Below are 21540 nucleotides of genomic sequence, written 5' to 3'. Positions count from 1 at the left end.
GACTTTTATAAATGGAGCATTCGCTGAAGTTGAATCAGATAATGGTCAAGGTACTTTGTTACAAACTTTTAAATAAAATTATAAATGTGTTCTTTAATGATTTTTTTGTAATGAATTTAATGGCGTATTCTTAGGTAATGTTCAAACAGACCAAGAAGACTATGAAATGTTTCATAATTGGGTTGAGAAAATGCTATATCGTACCGATATAGAACTAAATATAGTTAAACCTTATTAAACTAACGAGTGCTTTACTTCAAAAAGGAGTAAAGCATTTTTACTAACGAAGCAGGATAGTTGAATAAGATAAGATTAAAGAAAAACTAAGTGAGGATTTATTGCTTTGAATTCGATTAGAAAAGCCTACGGTTATGTAACATGGTGTTATGTATTTAATGTTAAATAAAGGTTGAAGGGAACTTTTAAATCAATCCTTATTCTAAAGTTACACATTGGTAGTAATGTAAATAAAAATAGCATTCCTATTAGCAAATTAATTGGAATGCTATCTCTAATCTTCTTCTGTAGTTTTATCTTGTGGTGCAGCTTTTTCACTTAATTGACTAACATTACATCCCAAGCCTAGTATTATAGTTGTCTATCCATGACACCCAGTTTTTCCATTACGGATGGATCTGGAAGTTCTCCCTAGTCAAATTCAAAAATGCTTCAATGGCTGGGGAAATCCATTTCTCTTCATGCCAAAACATTTGGGTAGCAAAGGATACGGCAGTCAAATCCCAAGGCAGTGAAACCAGCTCTCCCCGATTTAGCTCTGCCGCTACGGCCATTTCAGGCAATATAGCAACTCCCATCCCTATTTTTACACATTGCTTAATAGCCTCTGCGCTGCTAAACTCCAATTCTGTAATGCCTCCCATGGACTTCTGAGAAAGGCTACGCTCAAAAAACATCCGATATGAGCAGCCCTGTTCTGTAAGTAGGAAAGTCTCGCCATTAAAATCTTCAATCGTCAAAGTAGTCTTCAAGGCTAACGGGTGCTCAGGTGAGACCAATAAATGAAAGGGCTCATCAAGTACTTTTTCTCCGCAAATTCCCGCCTCTCCCTTAATCTCATCTAGCATAAAAATAATGTCCGCGTCCCCTTCCCGCAAGTTCTGCTTCAGGTTTGGCCCAGTGAGAGGACGAAACATCAATCGAACACCTGGAAAACGCACACGAAATCGGCGAAGTACAGCCGGAAGTCGATACGTACATAAGGTTTCATCCGCACTTATAGTAAGAGTACCGATCATTTCGCCAGATTGCTTGACTGCATGCTGCGCTTCTTCTAGTTCACTCAAGATATGATCCACATAGCCCAGAAAACTTCTACCCGCATCGGTCAAAACCACCTTTTTCCCAAGTCGGTCCACCAGTTTGACTCCAAGTTCATCCTCCAATGATTTCATCTGCATAGTAACTGTTGAGGGAACGTAGTTTTGCACTTCTGCTGCGCGGCTAAAGTTGAGTGTAGAAGCAAGGGTTTGAAACGTTTTGAGTTGACGCAATTCCATACTAAAAAACCTCCAATAGTTCAAAAAAAATGAACATTCAATTCGAAAACGTTTCTTTGACTTAACAATAACATCGCCGTAAAGTTATGACAAGAAAGATATTTCGTCTTTGATTATGGAGAGGAGATTTTGATATGAAAGATTATGAACTGTTTGAACTGGGCGATGTGTCGCTCCAATCGGGTGACATCCTACCCAATGCCATTTTAGCGTACAAAACCTTCGGTAAGTTAAATGAAGACAAAAATAATGTGATCGTTTATCCTACCTGGTTTGCAGGAATGCATACCGATAACGAATGGTTGATCGGAAATGGTAAGGCACTTGATCCGGAAAAGTATTTTATCATTGTACCCAATATGCTGGGGAATGGTTTGTCATCTTCACCAAGTAATACACTACCGCCATATCACCAGTCACATTTTCCGCACATCTCTATTTATGACAATGTGCGACTACAGCATCAACTAGTTACGAAGAAATTTGGCATTACAAAAATCGCCCTCGTTGTCGGTTGGTCACTTGGCGCTGTTCAGACCTTTCAGTGGGGGGCTAGTTATCCCGATATGGTTGAGCGAATCGCTCCATTCGGAGGAACAGCTAAAACCAGACCTCATGCAAAGGTAGTATTCGAGGGAATGATTGCTGCTCTTAAGGCTGATGCTGGCTGGAAAGGTGGTTATTACAAAGAGCAACCAACGGCTGGATTGGCGGCCATGGGACGAGTTTATGCAGCTTGGGGCTTCTCTCAGGCTTATTATTTGGAACAGCTTTACCAGCAAGAGGGCTTTGCCAACTTGGAAGAGTATCTCGTAGATTACTGGGATCAAGTGTTTTTAAGCTTTGACGCCAATAACCTAATTTCCATGCTACGTACCGGTATTACAGGAGATATTAGTGCAAACACTGTTTACAACGGCAACTTCGAGCTTGCATTAAGTAAAATTACAGCGAGGGCAATGGTCATGCCAGGAAGCACTGACTTATTCTTCCCTCCACAAGACAACGAATATGAAACACGACATATGCCAAACGCCACTTTCCTCCCTATTGAATCTAACTGGGGGCATTGCGCGGGCATCGGACAGCGTAAACAGGATTCGGAATGTATAGATGAACGTCTCAAGCAGTTCTTGCTTGAATGATGGATAAAGCATTTATCTTATTGATTGGAGGTGAACCTTTGTTCCAAATTAAAGAATTTGCTCGATAAAGCAAGTTTTCATTAAAAAAATCTATAATGACCTGATTGACATGATAAAGCCGATAAGAGAAGGGATGATTCAATTTGAAAAACAACACTATCATCTATATTCTGGCTCTTGCAGTATTTTTAATAGGGACCATTGAATACATAATCACAGGAGTCATTGAAATGATTGCAGTGGATTTGGGTGTGTCTACTTCTAAAATTGGACTATTAGTAACTGTATTTGCTCTTGCAGCAGCCGTTGTCGCTCCGATTCTCATCGCCTTAACAATTAATGTGGATCGTAAGAAGCTATTATTAATTACCCTGGGTATTTTTATAGCCAGTAACGGACTGATGTTTATAAGTCCTTCTTACGAAACCGTTTTTTTAGTAAGAATTGTTCAGGGCGCTAGCGGAGGAATTGCTACAGTGGTAGCCATGGCAGTAGCCACTCGACTGGTTGAAAAAGAAAGAAGGGGTCGTGCAATCGGCATTATTTTGATGGGTCTTAGCAGTTCGCTTGTGCTAGGTGTTCCGATTGGCACCTTTTTTAGTGAGATCTTTGGCTGGAGAGTTTTGTTTATTTTGATTGGCCTATTATGCATTTTTCCATTCCTAGTTGTTCACCGAAAAGTTCCGGTGATCAAGGAAGAAGAAACGGTTAACCTAGGAATGCAGCTCTCAATTTTAAAAGATTCAAGGATTCTGACTGCCCTGGCTATCACATTATTTTATATAGCCGGCTATTCAACGCTATTCACTTATATTACACCTTTCTTGCATGCCACATCCTCACTTTCCATAGCGGAAATTAGCGGCGTTCTATTCCTTGCAGGAATTTGCAGCTTTGTTGGTTCAAGAATAGGCGGGCAATTGGCGGATAAAAAAGGATCAAAATTTACAATTTGTTTCGGACTCCTTTTACAAGGAGCAACGCTCGCTTTACTTGCTCTTTCTGGTACCAATCTCTTGTTCTTGATAGTGATTTTCATGATTTTCATGTTGGCAACCTGGAGCATATCTCCTGCCCAACAGCTATATCTAGTTACTTTGGTCCCTCGGCATCCGGATATAGCGTTGAGTGTGAATACATCCTTCATACAATTTGGCTTTGCATTAGGTTCTGGATTGGGGGGACTTATCATCAGCAGAGCATCTGTTTTGTATTTAAGTTGGGTAGGTCTCGGTGCTGTGTGCATCGCACTCCTTCTTGTCATTTTGCTATTCACAAGAATGAATAACGTTGTGGTAATTAAAGGCGAAAATAGAATAATGTAGCTTTATAAAAAGAATGATGATTTATAATAAAGATAGATAGTTTGTAATAAAGTTTGATTAAAAATCATCTCTTCTCTATAGATTTCTTAGGAGAGAGATGATTTTTTTGTTTGTATATTTATAATAATTTCACTATAAAGATTGTGAAGAGATGTACTTAAACTAACGAGTGCTTTAGTTGAATAAGGAACACTAAAATAATTAAGTGAATCACAACGAAAGCAACCATTTTGAACAATCTATTTCAAAATGGTTGCTTTTATTATATGACTATATGATGGTTAAAGGGCAACTTGTAAAATTAAATCTCTTCTATACTATATATATTCTCTAAACAACTTTGGTTTTCAATTATGTCGTAATTAGTAATCTTTTTTGAACTTCTTTAATTCCTATAAAATGGTATAATTTTTAAGATACCAGGAACTCATATAATTCTGAATGGTTTGCGTGCCTGGCGCCGAAACAATTGAAGGGAGCGTACTGCATGCTTTATCTGAATCCAGATGATTTTTTGTTGAAACCGGCATTAGCTACCATTCATTGTGAACCGAATTGGAAGTGGAAGAAAAGAGATGCTCCCATGCCTAACTTTGATTTATTTTATGTTTGGAGTGGTGAGGGTACTGTGTTATTAAACAAAAAACCATATCATGTTGGAAAAGGTCATTGTTTTTTGTTTAGACCAGGTGATGAAACAGAAGCAACACATAATCCGCAAGACCCTCTTGTATTAACTTATATTCATTTTGATATAGCTGAAACACCTCGATTGATCCCATCCAGACATCGAATTTTTAATAATACGATTGGCTTTGAATCACTGCTAACTCAATACATTCGTTTGTTTTTAGTCAAAACATATGGAGCAGAAATTGAGGGGAAATTAATCTTAAAGCAGTTAATTATTCATTTATTAAGAGAAGAACAAGAAAAGGAAGAGAAAGTGGAGCAGGGTCATACAAGTAACAATTTATTGGAAACGATTTTAGAAATAGCTAATTATATACAGCAACACCCTGGTGAAGCCCATACGATTGAAAGTTTATCTGTACGCGCTAATATTTCCCAACGGTATTTTTCCAAAAAGTTTAAACAAATTACCGGACAGACAGTTAAATCGTATATCGTCTATTCTCGCATAAAACGCGCAGAACATTTACTACATACTAGCGGGATGACGGTAACGGAAACTGCATATGCCCTTGGCTATAATGATTTGCACTTTTTTAGTAGACAATTTAAGCAATATACTGGTAAAAACCCTTCTGAAGTAAGGTGAAAAATTTCATATAGGTTGCTACGGGATCTTTATTAAATCCTGTAGCAACCTTTTTTGGTGTAAAAAAGTGCAAATATTCCACTAATAAATCTAAATAAATTTGCTTCACCATGTATTAACATGAAAAAAAGAAATAAGAAGGAAAACATGCGGGGGAATCAATATGGTATCAATGGATTATATACAACAGTTATTTGCAGACCGAATAGGTGGAGTGCAATTTGGCATGAAAGATGAAATCTATAAATTTGAAAAAATAAAAAGAGCAAAGAGGGAAGCACTGAAAAGAAATCCTGGTAAGACATTAATTGACCTTGGTGTCGGTGAGCCAGATGAGATGGCGCATGATGCGGTCGTTGGAAAATTAGCAGAAGAAGCAAAAAAACGAGAAAATCGCTTTTACGCGGATAACGGTATAGAAGAATTTAAGCAAGCAGCTGCGATTTATATGAGGGAAGTATTTGGGGTAGAGGATCTTGATCCTGAAACAGAGATCAATCATGTTATTGGTTCGAAATCAGCATTGGCCATGATTCCAACAGCATTTATCAATCCTGGTGATATAACGATAATGCCAACACCAAATTATCCGATTTTAGGTACACATACGAAATATTTAGGTGGGGAAGTTGTACATTTACCGCTTTTAGAAGAAAATTCTTTTCTGCCAGAACTCGATTCATTGCCTGAATATGTGTTGAAAAAGTCTAAATTACTCTACTTAAACTACCCAAACAATCCAACGGGTGCCATAGCGAATCGGGAATTTTTCGAAGAGGTCATACGCTTCGCTAATAAACATGAGCTTATTGTTATCCATGATGCAGCCTACGCTGCACTTGTATTTGATCGTGAAAAACCACTTAGTTTTTTATCCGTTCCAGGGGCGAAAGAGGTTGGGATAGAGCTGCATTCTTTGTCTAAATCTTTCAATATGACAGGGTGGCGCATTGGTTTTATTGCAGGTAATTCCAAGCTTATTTCTGCAATTGCAACTGTGAAGGATAGTTATGATTCTGGTCAATTTATTCCGATTCAAAAAGCTGCTTCCTACGCTTTATCACAACCTAACATCACGAAACGAACAGCGGATAAATATTCAAGGCGACATGGACTTTTAGTAGCTATTTTGAGGGAATGTGGATTTGCTGTGAAAAAACCAAAAGGCTCTTTTTTCTTATATGCAAAAATTCCAACAGCAGTAGAAAATGGTCCAGCATTTCATTCGGCGGAAGAATTTAGCCAATATTTGATCAGTGAGCATTTAATTTCAACTGTTCCGTGGGATGATGCCGGCTCATATATACGATTTTCAGTGACCTTTCAGGCCGATGGATCCGAGGAGGAATTGCAAATCTTAGATGATATAAGAGCGAGGCTATGTACTTCCAAATTTATCTTCTAAGGGGGGACGAAGAGATGAACTTTACTAAAATGCATGGATTGGGCAATAATTATGTCATTTTTAATCAATTGGACGATCCGAATAATGTGCTAGAAGAACAGATGTATCCAGAGCTTTCGAGAAAAGTTTCCGATGTGAATTTTGGAATTGGGTCCGATGGGATTATTCTCCTTTGTCCGTCGCAAATGGCTAATTTTAAAATGCGAATTTTTAATGAGGATGGTTCTGAGGCTAAGAATTGCGGAAATGGTCTGCGATGTGTTGCAAAGTTTTTATTTGATTTTGGATATGCAACGGAACCTCGCTTTACGATTGAAACATTGGGCGGTGTGGTCCACGTGGAGGTAGAACTGGATAAAAAGCAATCTGTTCAATACGTTAACGTGGATATGGGCGAACCGAAACTATTGAAAGGAATGATTCCTATGGAAGGTGATCCATTCATGCCCGCAATGAACGAACCCCATACCTTTGGAGGAGATGAGTATCAACTGAGCTGCGTCTCCATGGGCAATCCACATGCAATCATCTTTGTGGCTGATGTGAATGCTATTCCGTTAGAGGAAATTGGACCTCTCATAGAACAGGACAGCCTATTTCCAGATCGAGTAAACGTAGGAATTGTTCAAGTGAAAGGGCGACAGGAAATTGATTACCGAGTGTGGGAAAGAGGATCAGGTATAACAATGGCATGTGGTACAGGTGCTTGTGCTGCAGTTGTTGCTGCTACGATGAATCAATTGCTTGATCGAAATGAAACGGTAACTGTGCATCTTCCAGGAGGAGATTTGGCCGTAACTTGGGATGAACAAGGTCATGTTTGGAAAAGAGGAGAAGCCTCCTATATTTGCCATGGTGAATTAGATTTTTAAAATAATAAAAAACAACGAGGAGAGTGCAAGCGTATGAACAGAGAAAGAATACTAGAAATGGTAAAAGAACAAAATGTGCTGTACATTCGGTTACAATTTACTGATTTATTTGGAACGATAAAAAATGTTGAAATTCCAGTAAGCCAGTTAACAAAAGCGCTAGATAATAAAATGATGTTTGATGGTTCATCTATTGAGGGCTTTGTGCGAATTGAAGAATCCGATATGTTATTATATCCCGACCTAGATACGTTCGTTATCTTTCCTTGGACAGCGGAAAAAGGAAAGGTAGCCCGATTCATCTGCGATATTTATCATCCCGATGGTACTCCATTTGCTGGAGATCCTCGTCTAAACCTAAAAAGAGTGTTAAAAGAAATGGAGGAGCTAGGGTTTACTAATTTTAACCTTGGTCCTGAGCCTGAATTTTTCTTATTCAAATTGGATGAAAAAGGGGAACCAACACTCGAATTGAATGATCAGGGCGGTTATTTCGACCTTGCGCCAACCGATTTAGGGGAAAACTGTAGACGTGATATTGTGTTGGAGTTAGAGGAAATGGGCTTTGAAATAGAGGCATCTCACCATGAGGTAGCCCCAGGTCAACATGAAATCGATTTTAAATATCAGGATGCTGTAAAAGCTTGTGATGATATTCAAACCTTTAAACTCGTTGTTAAAACCATTGCCCATAAACATGGGTTGCTGGCAACTTTTATGCCAAAACCATTGTTCGGTATAAATGGTTCAGGTATGCACTGTAACCTAAGTTTGTTTAAAGGTGGAGAGAATACTTTTTATGATCCAAATGGGGCATTGGAATTAAGTGATACAGCGAGAAGTTTTTTGGCGGGAATATTACAACATGCACCGAGTTTCACAGCGGTTACAAATCCGACTGTTAACTCGTATAAAAGGTTAGTTCCAGGATATGAGGCACCGTGTTATGTAGCGTGGTCAGCAAGAAATAGAAGTCCGCTTATTCGTATTCCAGCTTCACGTGGCTTGAGCACTCGTGTAGAAGTTCGTAGTGTAGATCCTGCTGCGAATCCTTATTTAGCAATGGCTGTTCTACTAGCTGCGGGATTAGATGGGATAAAAAATAACGTACCAGCTCCAGAGCCAGTAGACCGAAATATTTATGCAATGTCTAAAGAGGAACGTAAGGAACTTGGCATTATTGATCTGCCAGCTTCGTTGTCACATGCTCTCGAATTGCTAAAAACAAATGAAGTTATCACGAATGCTTTAGGTAGCCATTTGTACGACCGTTTTGTAGAAGCGAAAGAAATCGAATGGGATATGTTCCGAACGGCTGTACATCCTTGGGAACGTGAGCAATATATGAAGCAGTATTAAAGGAAATGACGCTTAGATCTAATAGATCAAGCGTCTTTTTTTGTATTTAATTATGTAATTCTACGGACTTTTCTTAAGAGGGCAGATGATTATGAAAATTAAATTGTTTCATCATATATTGCGTGTTACTCTAATCTATATTACATTACTCACAATAATAGAAATTTTATAATATCAAAGCTTACAGTTGGAATAATTAGTATAAGAAAATTGGAGGTACTAGTAATGAATATTAGAAATAGGGTCGAAAAGCTAAGACAGTTAATGAAAGAGAATCAATTGGATGCGTACATAATTCCAAGTTTTGATGCACATCAGAGTGAATATGTAGCAGAACATTGGAAAGGTAGAGAATGGATATCAGGATTTACAGGGTCTGCGGGTACTGTAGTTATTACATTAGAGGATGCTGGATTGTGGACAGATGGTAGATACTATATTCAAGCAGAAAAGCAACTTGAAGGCTCAGGAATCCGATTATTCAGAATGATGGATCCAGGGGTGCCATTTTATTCGGCATGGCTTGCAGATGTTCTTAATGAAGGACGTAGTGTGGGCTTCGATGGAAATGTTTTTTCAATAAATATGGTAAGAAGAATGGAAAAAGATCTAAAAGCAAAGAAAATTGGTTTAAAAATGAATCAAGATTTAATTGGTGATCTGTGGGGAAATCGACCGGAGATACCTAAAGGACCGCTATTCATTCATGATGTAAAATACGCAGGTAAATCACGCGTAGAAAAATTAAATGAAGTAAGAGAAGAAATGAAAAATAAAGGAGCCAATTATTATCTTTTAACTTCCCTTGATGACATTGCATGGCTTTTGAATATAAGAGGGGCAGATGTGCCAAAAAGTCCGGTTGTAATAGCTAATGTTATCGTAGCAGAACAGAAATGCTATTTATTTATTGATTCTGGCAAGGTGCCTGCTTCGGTTAAATTAGAGCTGGAGGCTGAAGGAATCGAGTTAAAAGCGAATGATGAAATACAAACATTCTTAGGAAATATTTTGAGCGAAGATACCATTATGTTAGATCCAAATAAAACAAATAGCAGATTATATAATGCCATTAACAGTAATACAAAGAAAATGGAAAGTCTGGACGTCACGACTAATTTAAAAGCTATTAAAAATGAAGTGGAGATAAAAAATATAAAATGGTGTGAAATAAAAGATGGTTTAGCCATGGTGAAATTTATAAAATGGTTAAAAAACGCTGTAGACAAAGAAGAAATTACAGAGATTGCTGCAGAAGAAAAATTAGAAGATTTCAGAAGAGCGCAGGAAGGATTTGTGGGACCTAGCTTTGATACGATAGCAGGTTATAAAGAACATGCTGCGATGATGCATTATAAAGCGAATAAAGAAACGCAATTTACGCTTGAAAATGAAGGTCTATTTTTAATTGATTCAGGCGGACAATATTATGATGGAACAACAGATATAACACGTACGATTGTTTTAGGGGAACTTACCGATGAACAAAAAAGAGATTATACATTAGTGTTAAAAGGTTTTATTGCATTAAGCGCAGTAAAATATTTATACGGAGCTACCGGCTCTAACTTAGATATTTTAGCAAGGCAGCCAATATGGCAATATGGTATAGATTATAAATGTGGGACAGGACATGGGGTAGGTTTTTTCTTGAATGTTCATGAAGGACCGCAAAGCATAAGAAATGATAGTAATAGTGTTGTTTTAGAAAAAGGTATGGTTATAACGAACGAACCAGGAATATACCTAGAAGGTAAATATGGAATTAGAATTGAAAATATGATGTTAGTAGTAGAAGACGAGAAAACAGAGTTTGGTCAATTTATGAAGTTTGAAGCAATTACGTTTTGCCCAATTGATTTAGCTGGAATCGATCAAGGTATGTTGACAGAGAGTGAAAAGCAATGGTTAAACAGTTATCATCAAGAGGTATATACGAAGCTAGCTCCTCATTTAAATGAAGAAGAGTGTGAATGGCTAAGGGAAGAAACTAGGGAAATATAAATAAGAGCGATATTATATTTAACGCAACTAATAAACTTCATTTTAAACAGCCAAAACCCTGAATTGAAAAGGTTTTGGCTGTTTAATTTTAATAATCTAATTGACGCAAATACAATAGTAGCTCATTTTCATTTATTCTTTTAATTTTATACTTACGGATTTGGCTTTCAATTTTCTTTTGATCCGCATCTTTGTCACTGAATAGGTTACCTATTTGATAAAATAGTTCTGCTAAAATAGTAACTGTACCAGCAGAACCTAATTCTAAACCTAAAGTTTCAGTATCTGAAAGCTGCCCTTCAGCAAATTTGTCGATTTCCTTTTTATATTCAGCTTTGATGACAATATGAGTTTCTTTATTTTTAAAAGCTAATAGCAAATCTTCAGCATTAGATACTTCAAAGTATGCATTTTGTTGTTCTAACAGTAATAATTCTTCTAAAACAGTACCTTCACTCTTCTCAACTGTTTTAGCAATTGCTTGTATCGTTCTAACGGAATAACTGCTTACATTTTTTTTGTTTACACTTGCAAGCATTTGCTGACTCATTCCCGTTTCTTTAAATACATCGTACCGTTTCTTTTCGTTTTTTTGTAAATAAATATCCAAAAGGCTCATTACATACATCCCCCTATTGATAAAATATTTTTTACTAAAATTATTTTTACTCAATTATATTGTACTACATATGCAACGTAAAGTAACTGAATATTTTTTATATTTTTATTTTTCAAATCGTGCATCCTAAATGGCTTCACCATCGCCTAAAAGGTAGAAACAAAAAAGGAGGTTTTCCTCATGGATCAGGAAGCACTGATGAAACGGATCCGCAATGGAGAGGACGAAGCTTTTGCTCAACTAGTCGACCCCTTGATTGAAAAGGGTTACAGAACCAGTTTCAGTATCCTTAGGTCAAAGGAGCTGGCAGAAGAGGTCGTCCAAAATGCGTTAATTGAAGTATATCGGAACATTATGAGTGGAAAAGATATCAGATATTTCAACACTTGGTTTTATAAATTAGTTTCTCACCGCTCAATTGATGCATGGAGAAAGATGACCCGCCTGAAGGAATCGCCGCTTGAAATCGATGTGGGGACTGACAAACATGGCGTGATGGAAAGTGTGCTAAAAGAGGAAACTGAAAACGAGATTAAAAAGGGGATATCATCCCTTGATAACAGTGACTACCGAAACGTCCTTATCCTTTACTATTACCAAGAGCAACCCATCCAAGAAATCTCAGATTTGCTGGGGCTGAAAAGTACGACGGTCAAATCCCATCTTCGTAGAGCGAGGAATGCTTTGAAAAAAAGGTTGATTGAAAATCAATTTATAGGGGTGAATACACAATGAAAATCGATGATTCGATGAAGAAAGAAATCAAAGAAGAGATGGAAAAAATCCAGACACCATCTTCCTTATACGAATTTGCCAAAAATATTAAGGACGAGTCCGAAAAGAGAGCAGGTTTTGAAAAACCGATAGGAAGAAAAAGGGGTTGGAGGAAATCGAAGTTTGCAGTTGCAGCTATTATCAGTCTTGGTATTCTAACCGGTTCCGCATTCCTGAATCCAACGATGGCGGAAATGGCATCGAAAATCCCTTATATTGGACAAATATTCCAACAACCGATATATGAAGTGATTTTCGAAACGCTGGATAAAGAAGGGTACAAATACGGAGGTATCGGCATGGGTATGTGGGATGGGAAACCATATATTGACATAGAGCTGAAAGGAACGGAAGAATACGTCAAGCAAGAAGAAGAGAAAGTTTTGATTATTTTGACTGAAGTTTTGGAAAAAAAGGGGTATGATAACTATAAGTTAAAGGTTTCTGACATAAATGTGGTATCTCCCGTGAATAAAGAAATAAACGAGAAAAGAGAGGAACTAGGCGAGAAGTTGATGTCGGATTTGCAGGGAGCAGGCTATACGATTATGAGTGTTAACGCACTTAGCCCTGTAGTCGCAGTATACATCCCGATAGCCGACAAAGCTAAGGAAGTAGAAATTTACAAGGCTGCGATTGAACTTTTGAAAGCAAACGATACACCGCAACAGGTACAAGTAATACCTCGAGACGCCTTGAAAGAGGAACTTAAGTCTAAGTGGTTTATGGTTATGAGGAGCATTGAAGAAGAGCTTTACCTGAAGAAAGAGTACCAGGTAGCTGACATTAAATATTCCTACAAGCCTGAAAAAGTGTCTATTACTGTCATGACGAACATGGAACCATCGGAAGTAAATACGGAAGAGACGGTAGCTAAAATCCGAAAAGAAATTACAGAGTTCCTGGATAGCGAAGAAGTAAAAATAATGACCGAGAATCAGGAATATGAGCTAATTGTTCAAGACAAGAACGGCAAAGATTTTTCTTTTTAAAGAGTAGGGAAAAAACATATTGAAAAAGGTTGCCCACCAATTCAGAAACGTTCTGAATTGATGTGGCAACCTTTTTAGGTTTTCTATTAACGAATCGCCGCGATAATGCCTTCGTTATCATCTAAAATTAATTCGATTCCAGCAGAAATAGGATCAATATTTAAAAACTCATCTAAGCAAATACGTAATGCTTCGATTAACTTTGGAGTATGGAGTATTTCTGTCTGCCCGTTTACGAAAGCTTCCGCAGAAAAGCCAGTCTCATCATCATATAGAAGTTCTACTTCCACTTCTTGTGGTGTTATTTGCTTTGAACGTGCAACATAAACGCAGATGGCATTAATAATATTTTGTTCTGGAATGATTAGTTCCGCCATGGATTTACATCCTCTTTTTTCTTCTTCTCTTTTAACATAATGAAAATTTTACGAATCATAACGACAATTAGGATAATCGCTAATGCATTGATTGCGAAGCCTAAAATCGAGCCTAACATTCCCATATTTGCAAACATGCTACCGAATAATAATCCAGCGATTCCTCCTATAAATAGACCTTTCATAAGGCCACCGGACATGAATCCACCTTTTTTAGCTGTATTTGTAGTTGATTTGTTTGTAGAAGTTGTCGTATCTTCTTTTTTCTTTTGGATATTCGAGTTAGTATTCGTATTGTTATTTGTGTTAAAGCTCTTCTTACCTGATTTATAAGATTTTGCCTCAGCAGTCGTAGAATGGTCGTTGAAAACAAAGTTTCCAACAGATGAAAATACAAGTGTTACTGTAAGTAAAGCTGTTACTAATTTTTTCACTTCAAGTTGCCTCCGTTAATTTAATTTGAGATATGTTGAACACAAGCATACCTCTTCATACTCTAGTATATACGAAATAATATTAAGATAGTTTCATTTTAGTGTGACAAAAGTAAGTCTAATTTTTATTGAATGGGGGGTATATTGTCTAAAGATTCAGATTGATATAGAATGAGATTAGCATTATAAAGAATTGAGGGATCATGATTTGAAGAAATCGAAAAGTATAGCTTGGAAGCTATCAGGACTTATTATTGGGCTTTTTTTAGTTTTATTCACAACGTATACCATAGTAACAAGCACCATACTACATAGTCAAAGTATTACAGATGCAGAGAGTGCTGCGATTAAAAATGCAGAGTTATCAGCAGCAAAAATGAGTGTTCGATTTACAGAAACAAATAAAATGCTTCAGACAACGAAAAATGTACTAGAAACACTACAAAAGCAAGGGAATTTAACAGCAGATGAAGTAATTGCTGTTATAGAAAATAATTTAAAAAAGAACGTGGATGCTATTGGAGTGGCTGCAATATTTGAAAAAGGATCGATTGCTGTTGAATCTTCTACTACGAGGGTATTGATGGATAGTGCAGGTCGTTTCATTCCTTATTTGAGTAAGAATGGAGATAAGATCAATATTGAAGCAGTTGGTGGATATGAAACAGAGGGAGAAGGGGATTGGTACTTAATCCCGAAAAATGAAAAACGTGCAGTTTTAACTGAGCCGTATGAGTATAGTATTGGTGGAGAAACCGTTTTAATGACAACAATTTCTGTGCCATTACTAACGAGTACGGGAACTTTCTTCGGAGTTTTAACAACGGATATTTCCATTGATTTTTTAAATGGATTAGTAAATACGGTAGAGCCAGATGGCGGTTATGCAAGTATTATTACGGACGCTGGCTTGTTAATAGCAAACAGTTTTAGTGAAGAACTTAACGGCACTAGTATGGATGAAACGTTTGATTGGAACAGTATTAAAAGTAAAATAGATAATGGTGATTTGGATACATTTTATTTTGATTCGAAAATATTAAATGAAGAATCTTTTAATACATTTGCCCCTATGGTGTTACCTGACATTGATGATGCATGGTCGGTGCAGACAGTTGTACCAAAATCAAAAATTTTAGCAACGTATAATACGATTTTATTCCTTACGATTGCTTCTGCAATTGTCATGATTGTTTTAATGTCGATTGCTACTTTGTGGTTTATTTTCAAACAGATGAAACCACTTATATATTTACGTGATTCAATAGAAACAGCAGCAGCTGGAGACTTAACGAAATATGTAGATCAAAAGCATATTAAGCAAGATGAAATCGGAGCAGTAGCCTCGGCATATAATAATATGCTGAAAAAAACAAACGATGCAATTCAAACTGTATTCGATTCTTCCACTCAACTAAACGAGTCTTCTAATAATGTTCATAACGTTTTTGAAGAGATTGTTGCGTCGAGCCAAGAAGTTTCTGTAGCAACCGATGAAATTGCTCATGGAGCATCTAAGCAATCGGAGGATACGGAAGAAACGAGTCATCGAATTATCGATTTATCGGATCAAATGGGCTTACTCACTGTTTTATCGAACGACATGACTGATTTATCAAATCAAACTCGTGAATCTACTGAAATAGGAATGACAGAAGTAGAAAAATTACGAGAGCATAATGCAGCGGCTAATGAAATGAATGAAAAAGTACAACAACAAACTGAAACATTGAGTATGAAAATAGCAGACATAAATAATGTCATTACATCTATTCAAGGAATAGCTGCACAAACTAATTTACTTGCATTAAATGCGAGTATTGAAGCGGCGCGTGCTGGAGAACACGGGAAAGGCTTCGCTGTCGTAGCAGAGGAAGTACGAAAACTCGCAGAACAATCTCGTTTAGAAACAGATGTGATCCAACAAACTGTGGAAGAGATTTTGTCAGAGTCACAGCAAACAGTTGCTGTTATAGCAGGTAATATTCAACTAATGAAAGCTCAAAATGAATCTGTTGTAAGTACAGAGTCCTCATTTGTAAGAAATGGAGAACTTTCGGAACAGATTGGTGCTTCAATAGAAAAGTTAGCTAAAGAACTTGCAAATATGATGGAGCATAAAGACCAAGCAATGTTAGCGATCCAAAGTATTTCGGCAATTTCAGAAGAAACAGCAGCTTCAGCTGAAGAAGTAAGTGCTTCAGCCGCAGGGCAACAAGGTGAACTTGAGCGTGTGGCAGAGTCCGTGAGTCATATGAATCAAATAGCACATGAACTACAAGAAGTCGTTAATCGCTTTAAATTAACTTGAAAAAACAGGTAGTTTCATGAACTTTACGTTTGTGGAGCTATCTGTTTTTCTTTTGTTACAAATCTAGAAGGCGGCGTAGAATTTCACTTTCTAATAAATATATAAAGTCAGGACTAAGATTTAACTTGTTGGCAGCTATAAAAGAATCTACCAACAATTCATCTGACAACTTATTCATTTGGAAAATCACCTCCAATTAAATGATAGTAGTAATAAAAATTTGAAGTTATTGAAACAATATTAATAGATTTCTATTACATACTCTAAATCTATCAAAAAAAATTACTTGGAACAACCGTTCTTTTATCCACAGGTGTTCGTGGATAACTTGTGATTAACTTTTTTATGTGATGTATAAACCCATGTATGACGGCTCGAATTGTGTTAATAACTTTATCCACAGTTAGGCGGATTATCGAAATTTGTCGAAACATTTTTTAAGAAAGGTTCCATTTATTCTTATAAATATTCATCTTTTATTTGTATTGAAAATGAAAAAAAGACCTTCCTAGTTAGGAATGGTCTTATATTACTATGAGTATGTATTTCATGTACTTAAAGTCTAATTAATTGGTTGAAAACTAATGAACGACGGAGAATTTCAGCTTCAAGGAGTCTTATAAAATCAGCATTTAAATCTAATTCTTTTGCAGTGATATAAGACTCCAATAAAAATGTATCTGACATTTTACTCATATGCAAATCCACCTCCAATTTAATAGATTCAACTCTTATTCTTAATCTATCAAATTGTTTTATTGTTAACAACTCCCCGTTTATCCACATAATGCAGTGGATAAACTGTTACTAACTTTTTGAGAAACTAAGTAATTATACATTTTAGATGCGTTTTCAGTGTGGATAACATTATCCACAGAAGGTCGAATTTGCGAAATTTGTCGAAACATTTTCTTTGATTTTAATTGTTGTATTTTTAAAATGAAACGTCAGTTCGCCGCAATGATAGGCGGTGCTGCTTAAAATGGTGGAATTATTGTTCATTCTATTCCCTGATCTAAGGGATTTCCCATCACCTAAAGATTAGCCGCAGAGCGATAAACATTATAAATCCAACGATTTCTAGCAATTAAAAAGTTTTTTGCATTGGACAATCACGGTTCATCATATTGTGTATTAATCAATAAAAGGAGTGATATCGATAGCTAAAAAGAAATGCAAGCATCGTGTGAAATCAGCTAATTGTGGAACATGCAAATGTAAATAAGTCAAAAAGTCATGACATCTGTATGCATACAGATGTCATGACTTTTTTTTAAAGAAACTATATAAATTTATAGTGGATAAATAAAAAATTACTTTGACAGATAGAGTAATGTGGAGTAAAGTGAAATTACTCTACCAGGTAGAATAGTGAAGGTACAAGGATGTGGTAACTTGATCAGAAGTGATATTATCCGTGGACATTTAGATTCAATTATTTTGCGTTTGTTTCTAGAAAAAGACAGATATGGCTATGAAATATCGAAGGAAATAAGCTTACGTACAGACAATCAATTTCAGATTAAAGAAGCAACATTGTACGCTGTGTTTCAACGCTTGGAAAAAAAAGAATTAATCGAGTCTTATGTAGGTAGTGTTTCGCAAGGCGGTAAAAGAAAGTATTACAGAATTACAATGCTTGGAAAAGCATACTTAAGCGAAATGGTTACAGAATGGAAAGAACTGAAGGAAATAATTGACTTGTTTTTGGAGGGATTAAAATGAAAAAGTTGAAAAATCACGTGGATGAGTTATTCAAGGATATACCAGAAGGCGAGCAAAAAATAGCCATTAAACAAGAAGTTCTAGAGAACTTGGAAGAAAAAGTGTGGGATCTTATAGAGCGAGGGAAAGAAGAGGAAGACGCTATTAATAAAGCAATTGTTGATTTTGGTGATATCGAAGAATTTAAAAAAGAATTCGGTGTAAATCAGTCGGAGAAGCAGACTGTAAAGAAGAATATGACAAAAATAAATTTAGGATATTCTATTTGGGGTAGTTCATTAATCATCGCGCTATTTGTGTTTATTAATTTTTATTATACTCCTGAAAATATATGGTTTGTTTATCCGACGTTTGCGGTATTATGGTGGCCTTTAACAATGTACTTTAAGTTACAACGGGCAAAGTGAGGGAGGATTATTCATGAAAAAATTTGAGTTAGGTTTTGCATTTGCTGGGAGTATAATGACCATCATTTTTTTAACGCTTACAAATTATTTAACAAGTCCTCAGTATCTTTGGTTTATTTATCCTGCTTTTGTTTTATTACTTTGGCCAATTGGTCTTTATTGTACGAGGAAAGGAAAACACAAATTACTTTCCTTTCTACATAGTGCACTTATTATTACTTTTCTTATTTCTGAGAATGTCCTTTTTTCTCCAGAATACCCTTGGGTTTTGTATGCCATCTATCCAATCTTGTGGTGGCCAATCTTAGCGAGTTTAGGCAGCAGGGCGAAACTAATGACGACCGCTTGGGTTGGGAGCATTAGTATTATTCTATATTACTTAGTTTTAAATATTTTTCTGGCGCCAGGGTACCCTTGGGTAATTTACCCGGCATTTGTCGTGCTGTGGTGGCCATTGTCTTTGTATCATGCACAGAAAAAAACATATTTTAAATATTCTTTACATGCGACTTTTTTAATCACCGTCTTTTTTATACTTGTCAATTTTGTATCTTCTCCACATACAATTTGGGCAGTATATCCGATATTTTGTGTCCTGTGGTGGCCGCTGAGTATGTACTATTTTGTACATAAGCGGAGAATGCTCAATTAATCAATGAAACATCCTTTGAGCTATCTTGAAGGGTGTTTTTCTTTTTAAATAACCGATGTATAAAATTAATGGGTATCATAAGTTCTCTCTTTTCATATTATGTAGAATTACCGCCCTGAATGGAGGGAACTATGGATATTTTAAATAAGGTGAAGTATTACCGTGAAGAAGAGAACAAACTGCAGTGGGAGGGCACATTTGAACAGTTTTTAGCCATTGTAAAGGAAAGTCCGGAAGTTGCTAGAACATCACATTCACGCGTGCACGGTATGATTAAAAGTGCTGGTTTATCAGAAAGAGATGGGCAGAAAATGTACAACTTTTTTGGAGAAGAAATATTTGGGCTCGAAACCGCAATTGAACGACTTGTGGAAGAATATTTTCATCCTGCTGCCAAAAGATTGGATGTTCGAAAACGTATTCTTTTATTAATGGGGCCAGTTAGTGGAGGGAAATCATCCATTGTAACTTTGCTTAAGCGTGGTCTGGAACAGTATTCTAGGACAGACGAGGGGGCGGTCTATGCTATAAAGGGTTGCCCAATGCACGAAGATCCACTTCATCTTATTCCAACACATTTACGAAGAGATTTCTTTGAGGAGTACGGCATTCGAATTGAAGGAACCTTGTCTCCGCTAAATACAATGAGGCTGGAACAAGAATACGAAGGTCAGCTTGAAAATGTGGTAGTGGAGCGAATCTTTTTCTCAGAGGACAAACGAGTCGGTATTGGAACATTTACCCCGTCAGATCCTAAATCACAGGACATCGCCGATTTAACAGGCAGTATTGATTTTTCCACAATCGCCGAGTTCGGTTCGGAATCTGATCCACGTGCGTATCGTTTTGATGGTGAGCTAAATAAAGCAAATCGTGGGATTATGGAATTTCAAGAAATGCTTAAACTGGATGAAAAGTTTCTATGGCATTTATTGTCCTTAACGCAAGAAGGGAATTTTAAAGCGGGTAGGTTTGCTTTAATTAGTGCAGATGAAATGATTGTAGCTCATACGAATGAAACAGAGTACCGAACCTTTATTGCTAATAAAAAGAATGAGGCATTACACTCACGAATTATTGTCATGCCAATTCCTTATAATTTAAAAGTAAGTCAGGAAGAAAGAATTTATGAAAAAATGATTAAGGAAAGTGATATGACGCATGTGCATATTGCTCCACACGCACTGAGAGCGGCTGCAATTTTTTCTATTTTGACGAGGTTGGAAATTCCTAAAAAGCAAGGCATTGATATTGTGAAGAAAATGCGTTTGTATGATGGGGAAAATGTGGAAGGATTTAACGAAATTGATGTGGAAGATTTGAAGAAGGAGTTTCCGAATGAAGGGATGAATGGAATTGATCCACGTTATGTGATCAATCGAATTTCTTCGGCAATCATTCGAAAGGAAATACCGTCGATCAATGCATTAGATGTTTTACGTTCGTTGAAGGAAGGGCTTGACCAGCATGCTTCCATTTCACAAGAAGACCGAGAAAAGTATATGAATTATATTGCGATTGCTAGAAAAGAATACGATGAAATTGCTAAAAAAGAAATCCAAAAAGCGTTCGTTTATTCGTATGAAGAATCTGCTATTACTCTGATGGATAATTATTTGGACAATGTGGAGGCCTATTGCAATAAAAATAAATTAAAAGACCCACTCACTGGAGAAGAAATGAATCCAGATGAAAAACTAATGCGTTCTATTGAAGAACAAATTGGTATTTCAGAAAATGCCAAAAAAGGTTTCAGGGAAGAAATTCTTATTCGCCTATCAGCCTATGCAAGGAAGGGCAAACGATTTGAATATAATTCTCATGAGCGTTTGCGCGAGGCTATTCAAAAGAAATTGTTTGCGGATTTAAAAGATGTTGTCAAGATTACGACGTCGACGAAAACACCTGATGAAGCACATCTTAAAAAGATCAATGAGGTAGTCGCTCGGTTAATCGATGAGCATGGGTATAATTCAACTTCAGCGAACGAACTACTGCGTTATGTAGGCAGCTTACTGAATCGATAAAAATAGGGAGCAAGGCTAATGATTGTTTATTAGTCTTGTTTTTTTATCATGCCTGTTGATTAACCATTTTATTCAATTTGTATTTACGTTCGTTTTCTACATAAAATGCGTCTTAGTAGAGAGTTTCGGCAGGGATTTACGCTACAGGGAGGACGCTTTCCGTGGGGTGGGCGGTGAGCCTCCTCGGTCGCTAGCGCCCTGTGGGGTCTCACCTGTCCCGCTTAATCCCACGGGAGTCGCCTCCCTTTCGCTTCAATCCAATCCACTAGAGCTGGCTACTTAGTTAGAATGGTGGAGCCATTTCTTTAAAAGA

20 protein-coding genes are annotated in these 21540 nt (G+C 36.8%); 14 read left to right on the top strand and 6 right to left on the bottom strand.

Going from position 1 to position 21540, the window contains the following annotated elements; all coding sequences use genetic code 11:
* Positions 1-623: 623 nt before the first annotated feature.
* Complete coding sequence (locus tag RUH95_RS20925) at positions 624-1517, bottom strand: LysR family transcriptional regulator (protein ID WP_313894853.1); 894 nt, start codon at positions 1515-1517, stop codon at positions 624-626.
* 134 nt (positions 1518-1651) lie between these two features.
* Here RUH95_RS20925 and RUH95_RS20920 point away from each other — a divergent pair, with 134 nt between their 5' ends.
* The 7 genes from RUH95_RS20920 (at position 1652) to RUH95_RS20890 (ending at position 10909) form a co-directional block, all read left to right on the top strand.
* Positions 1652-2662 (top strand): alpha/beta fold hydrolase, encoded by a 1011-nt coding sequence (locus RUH95_RS20920; RefSeq protein WP_313894852.1) that lies wholly within the window; start codon positions 1652-1654, stop codon positions 2660-2662.
* A 143-nt stretch (positions 2663-2805) separates the two neighbouring features.
* On the top strand, positions 2806-3987 hold the full coding sequence (locus RUH95_RS20915; protein ID WP_313894851.1) for an MFS transporter: 1182 nt from the start codon (positions 2806-2808) through the stop codon (positions 3985-3987).
* Positions 3988-4474: 487 nt separating this feature from the next.
* On the top strand, positions 4475-5269 hold the full coding sequence (locus RUH95_RS20910) for a helix-turn-helix domain-containing protein (RefSeq protein ID WP_313894850.1): 795 nt from the start codon (positions 4475-4477) through the stop codon (positions 5267-5269).
* Positions 5270-5432: 163 nt separating this feature from the next.
* On the top strand, positions 5433-6674 hold the full coding sequence (locus tag RUH95_RS20905) for an LL-diaminopimelate aminotransferase (RefSeq protein ID WP_313894849.1): 1242 nt from the start codon (positions 5433-5435) through the stop codon (positions 6672-6674).
* Between the two features lie 14 nt (positions 6675-6688).
* Positions 6689-7546 carry a diaminopimelate epimerase gene (dapF, locus tag RUH95_RS20900; RefSeq protein WP_313894848.1) on the top strand — a complete coding sequence of 286 codons (858 nt, stop codon included), beginning with the start codon at positions 6689-6691 and terminating at the stop codon, positions 7544-7546.
* Positions 7547-7579: 33 nt separating this feature from the next.
* On the top strand, positions 7580-8905 hold the full coding sequence (gene glnA / locus RUH95_RS20895) for a type I glutamate--ammonia ligase (RefSeq protein ID WP_313894847.1): 1326 nt from the start codon (positions 7580-7582) through the stop codon (positions 8903-8905).
* A 225-nt stretch (positions 8906-9130) separates the two neighbouring features.
* The gene (locus RUH95_RS20890) at positions 9131-10909 is read left to right on the top strand and encodes an aminopeptidase P family protein (protein ID WP_313894846.1); all 1779 of its coding nucleotides are present in this window, start codon (positions 9131-9133) and stop codon (positions 10907-10909) included.
* 88 nt (positions 10910-10997) lie between these two features.
* On the opposite strand, the gene RUH95_RS20885 is transcribed toward RUH95_RS20890, so the two are convergent.
* Positions 10998-11528: a hypothetical protein gene (locus tag RUH95_RS20885; protein WP_313894845.1), complete on the bottom strand. Its 531-nt coding sequence runs from the start codon at positions 11526-11528 to the stop codon at positions 10998-11000.
* A 180-nt stretch (positions 11529-11708) separates the two neighbouring features.
* Here RUH95_RS20885 and RUH95_RS20880 point away from each other — a divergent pair, with 180 nt between their 5' ends.
* On the top strand, positions 11709-12263 hold the full coding sequence (locus RUH95_RS20880) for an RNA polymerase sigma factor (protein WP_313894844.1): 555 nt from the start codon (positions 11709-11711) through the stop codon (positions 12261-12263).
* Positions 12260-13294, top strand: a complete 1035-nt coding sequence (locus RUH95_RS20875; protein ID WP_313894843.1) for a DUF4179 domain-containing protein — start codon at positions 12260-12262, stop codon at positions 13292-13294. The genes RUH95_RS20880 and RUH95_RS20875 overlap by 4 nt, the downstream gene beginning before the upstream one ends.
* 86 nt (positions 13295-13380) lie before the next feature.
* On the opposite strand, the gene RUH95_RS20870 is transcribed toward RUH95_RS20875, so the two are convergent.
* Positions 13381-13671 carry a DUF2653 family protein gene (locus tag RUH95_RS20870; protein WP_313894842.1) on the bottom strand — a complete coding sequence of 97 codons (291 nt, stop codon included), beginning with the start codon at positions 13669-13671 and terminating at the stop codon, positions 13381-13383.
* Positions 13659-14105 carry a hypothetical protein gene (locus RUH95_RS20865; RefSeq protein ID WP_313894841.1) on the bottom strand — a complete coding sequence of 149 codons (447 nt, stop codon included), beginning with the start codon at positions 14103-14105 and terminating at the stop codon, positions 13659-13661. The genes RUH95_RS20870 and RUH95_RS20865 overlap by 13 nt, the downstream gene beginning before the upstream one ends.
* A 208-nt stretch (positions 14106-14313) precedes the next feature.
* Between RUH95_RS20865 and RUH95_RS20860 the strand changes: the two genes are divergently transcribed.
* Positions 14314-16416: a methyl-accepting chemotaxis protein gene (locus tag RUH95_RS20860; protein ID WP_313894840.1), complete on the top strand. Its 2103-nt coding sequence runs from the start codon at positions 14314-14316 to the stop codon at positions 16414-16416.
* A 55-nt stretch (positions 16417-16471) separates the two neighbouring features.
* Here the strand turns inward: RUH95_RS20860 and sda (RUH95_RS20855) are convergent, their stop codons facing one another.
* Entirely contained in the window at positions 16472-16594 is a 123-nt protein-coding gene (sda, locus tag RUH95_RS20855; RefSeq protein WP_313894839.1) for a sporulation histidine kinase inhibitor Sda, read from the bottom strand.
* A gap of 377 nt (positions 16595-16971) precedes the next feature.
* Entirely contained in the window at positions 16972-17112 is a 141-nt protein-coding gene (sda, locus tag RUH95_RS20850; RefSeq protein ID WP_313894838.1) for a sporulation histidine kinase inhibitor Sda, read from the bottom strand.
* A gap of 699 nt (positions 17113-17811) precedes the next feature.
* Between sda (RUH95_RS20850) and RUH95_RS20845 the strand changes: the two genes are divergently transcribed.
* The 4 genes from RUH95_RS20845 to RUH95_RS20830 all read left to right on the top strand — a co-directional run bounded on the left by RUH95_RS20845 (position 17812) and on the right by RUH95_RS20830 (position 21227).
* Positions 17812-18141: a PadR family transcriptional regulator gene (locus tag RUH95_RS20845; protein ID WP_313894837.1), complete on the top strand. Its 330-nt coding sequence runs from the start codon at positions 17812-17814 to the stop codon at positions 18139-18141.
* On the top strand, positions 18138-18548 hold the full coding sequence (locus tag RUH95_RS20840) for a permease prefix domain 1-containing protein (protein ID WP_313894836.1): 411 nt from the start codon (positions 18138-18140) through the stop codon (positions 18546-18548). The genes RUH95_RS20845 and RUH95_RS20840 overlap by 4 nt, the downstream gene beginning before the upstream one ends.
* A 13-nt stretch (positions 18549-18561) precedes the next feature.
* Positions 18562-19200, top strand: coding sequence for a hypothetical protein (locus RUH95_RS20835; RefSeq protein ID WP_313894835.1), 639 nt, complete (start codon positions 18562-18564; stop codon positions 19198-19200).
* 131 nt (positions 19201-19331) lie between these two features.
* Positions 19332-21227: a PrkA family serine protein kinase gene (locus RUH95_RS20830; protein WP_313894834.1), complete on the top strand. Its 1896-nt coding sequence runs from the start codon at positions 19332-19334 to the stop codon at positions 21225-21227.
* The last annotated feature ends 313 nt before the right edge of the window (positions 21228-21540 follow it).

Origin of the sequence: Psychrobacillus sp., from assembly GCF_032154225.1 — a bacterium.
Lineage (GTDB): Bacteria > Bacillota > Bacilli > Bacillales_A > Planococcaceae > Psychrobacillus.
The sequence above is the reverse complement of the archived record's forward strand: the minus strand, read 5'-3'. Positions and strand labels throughout refer to the sequence as shown.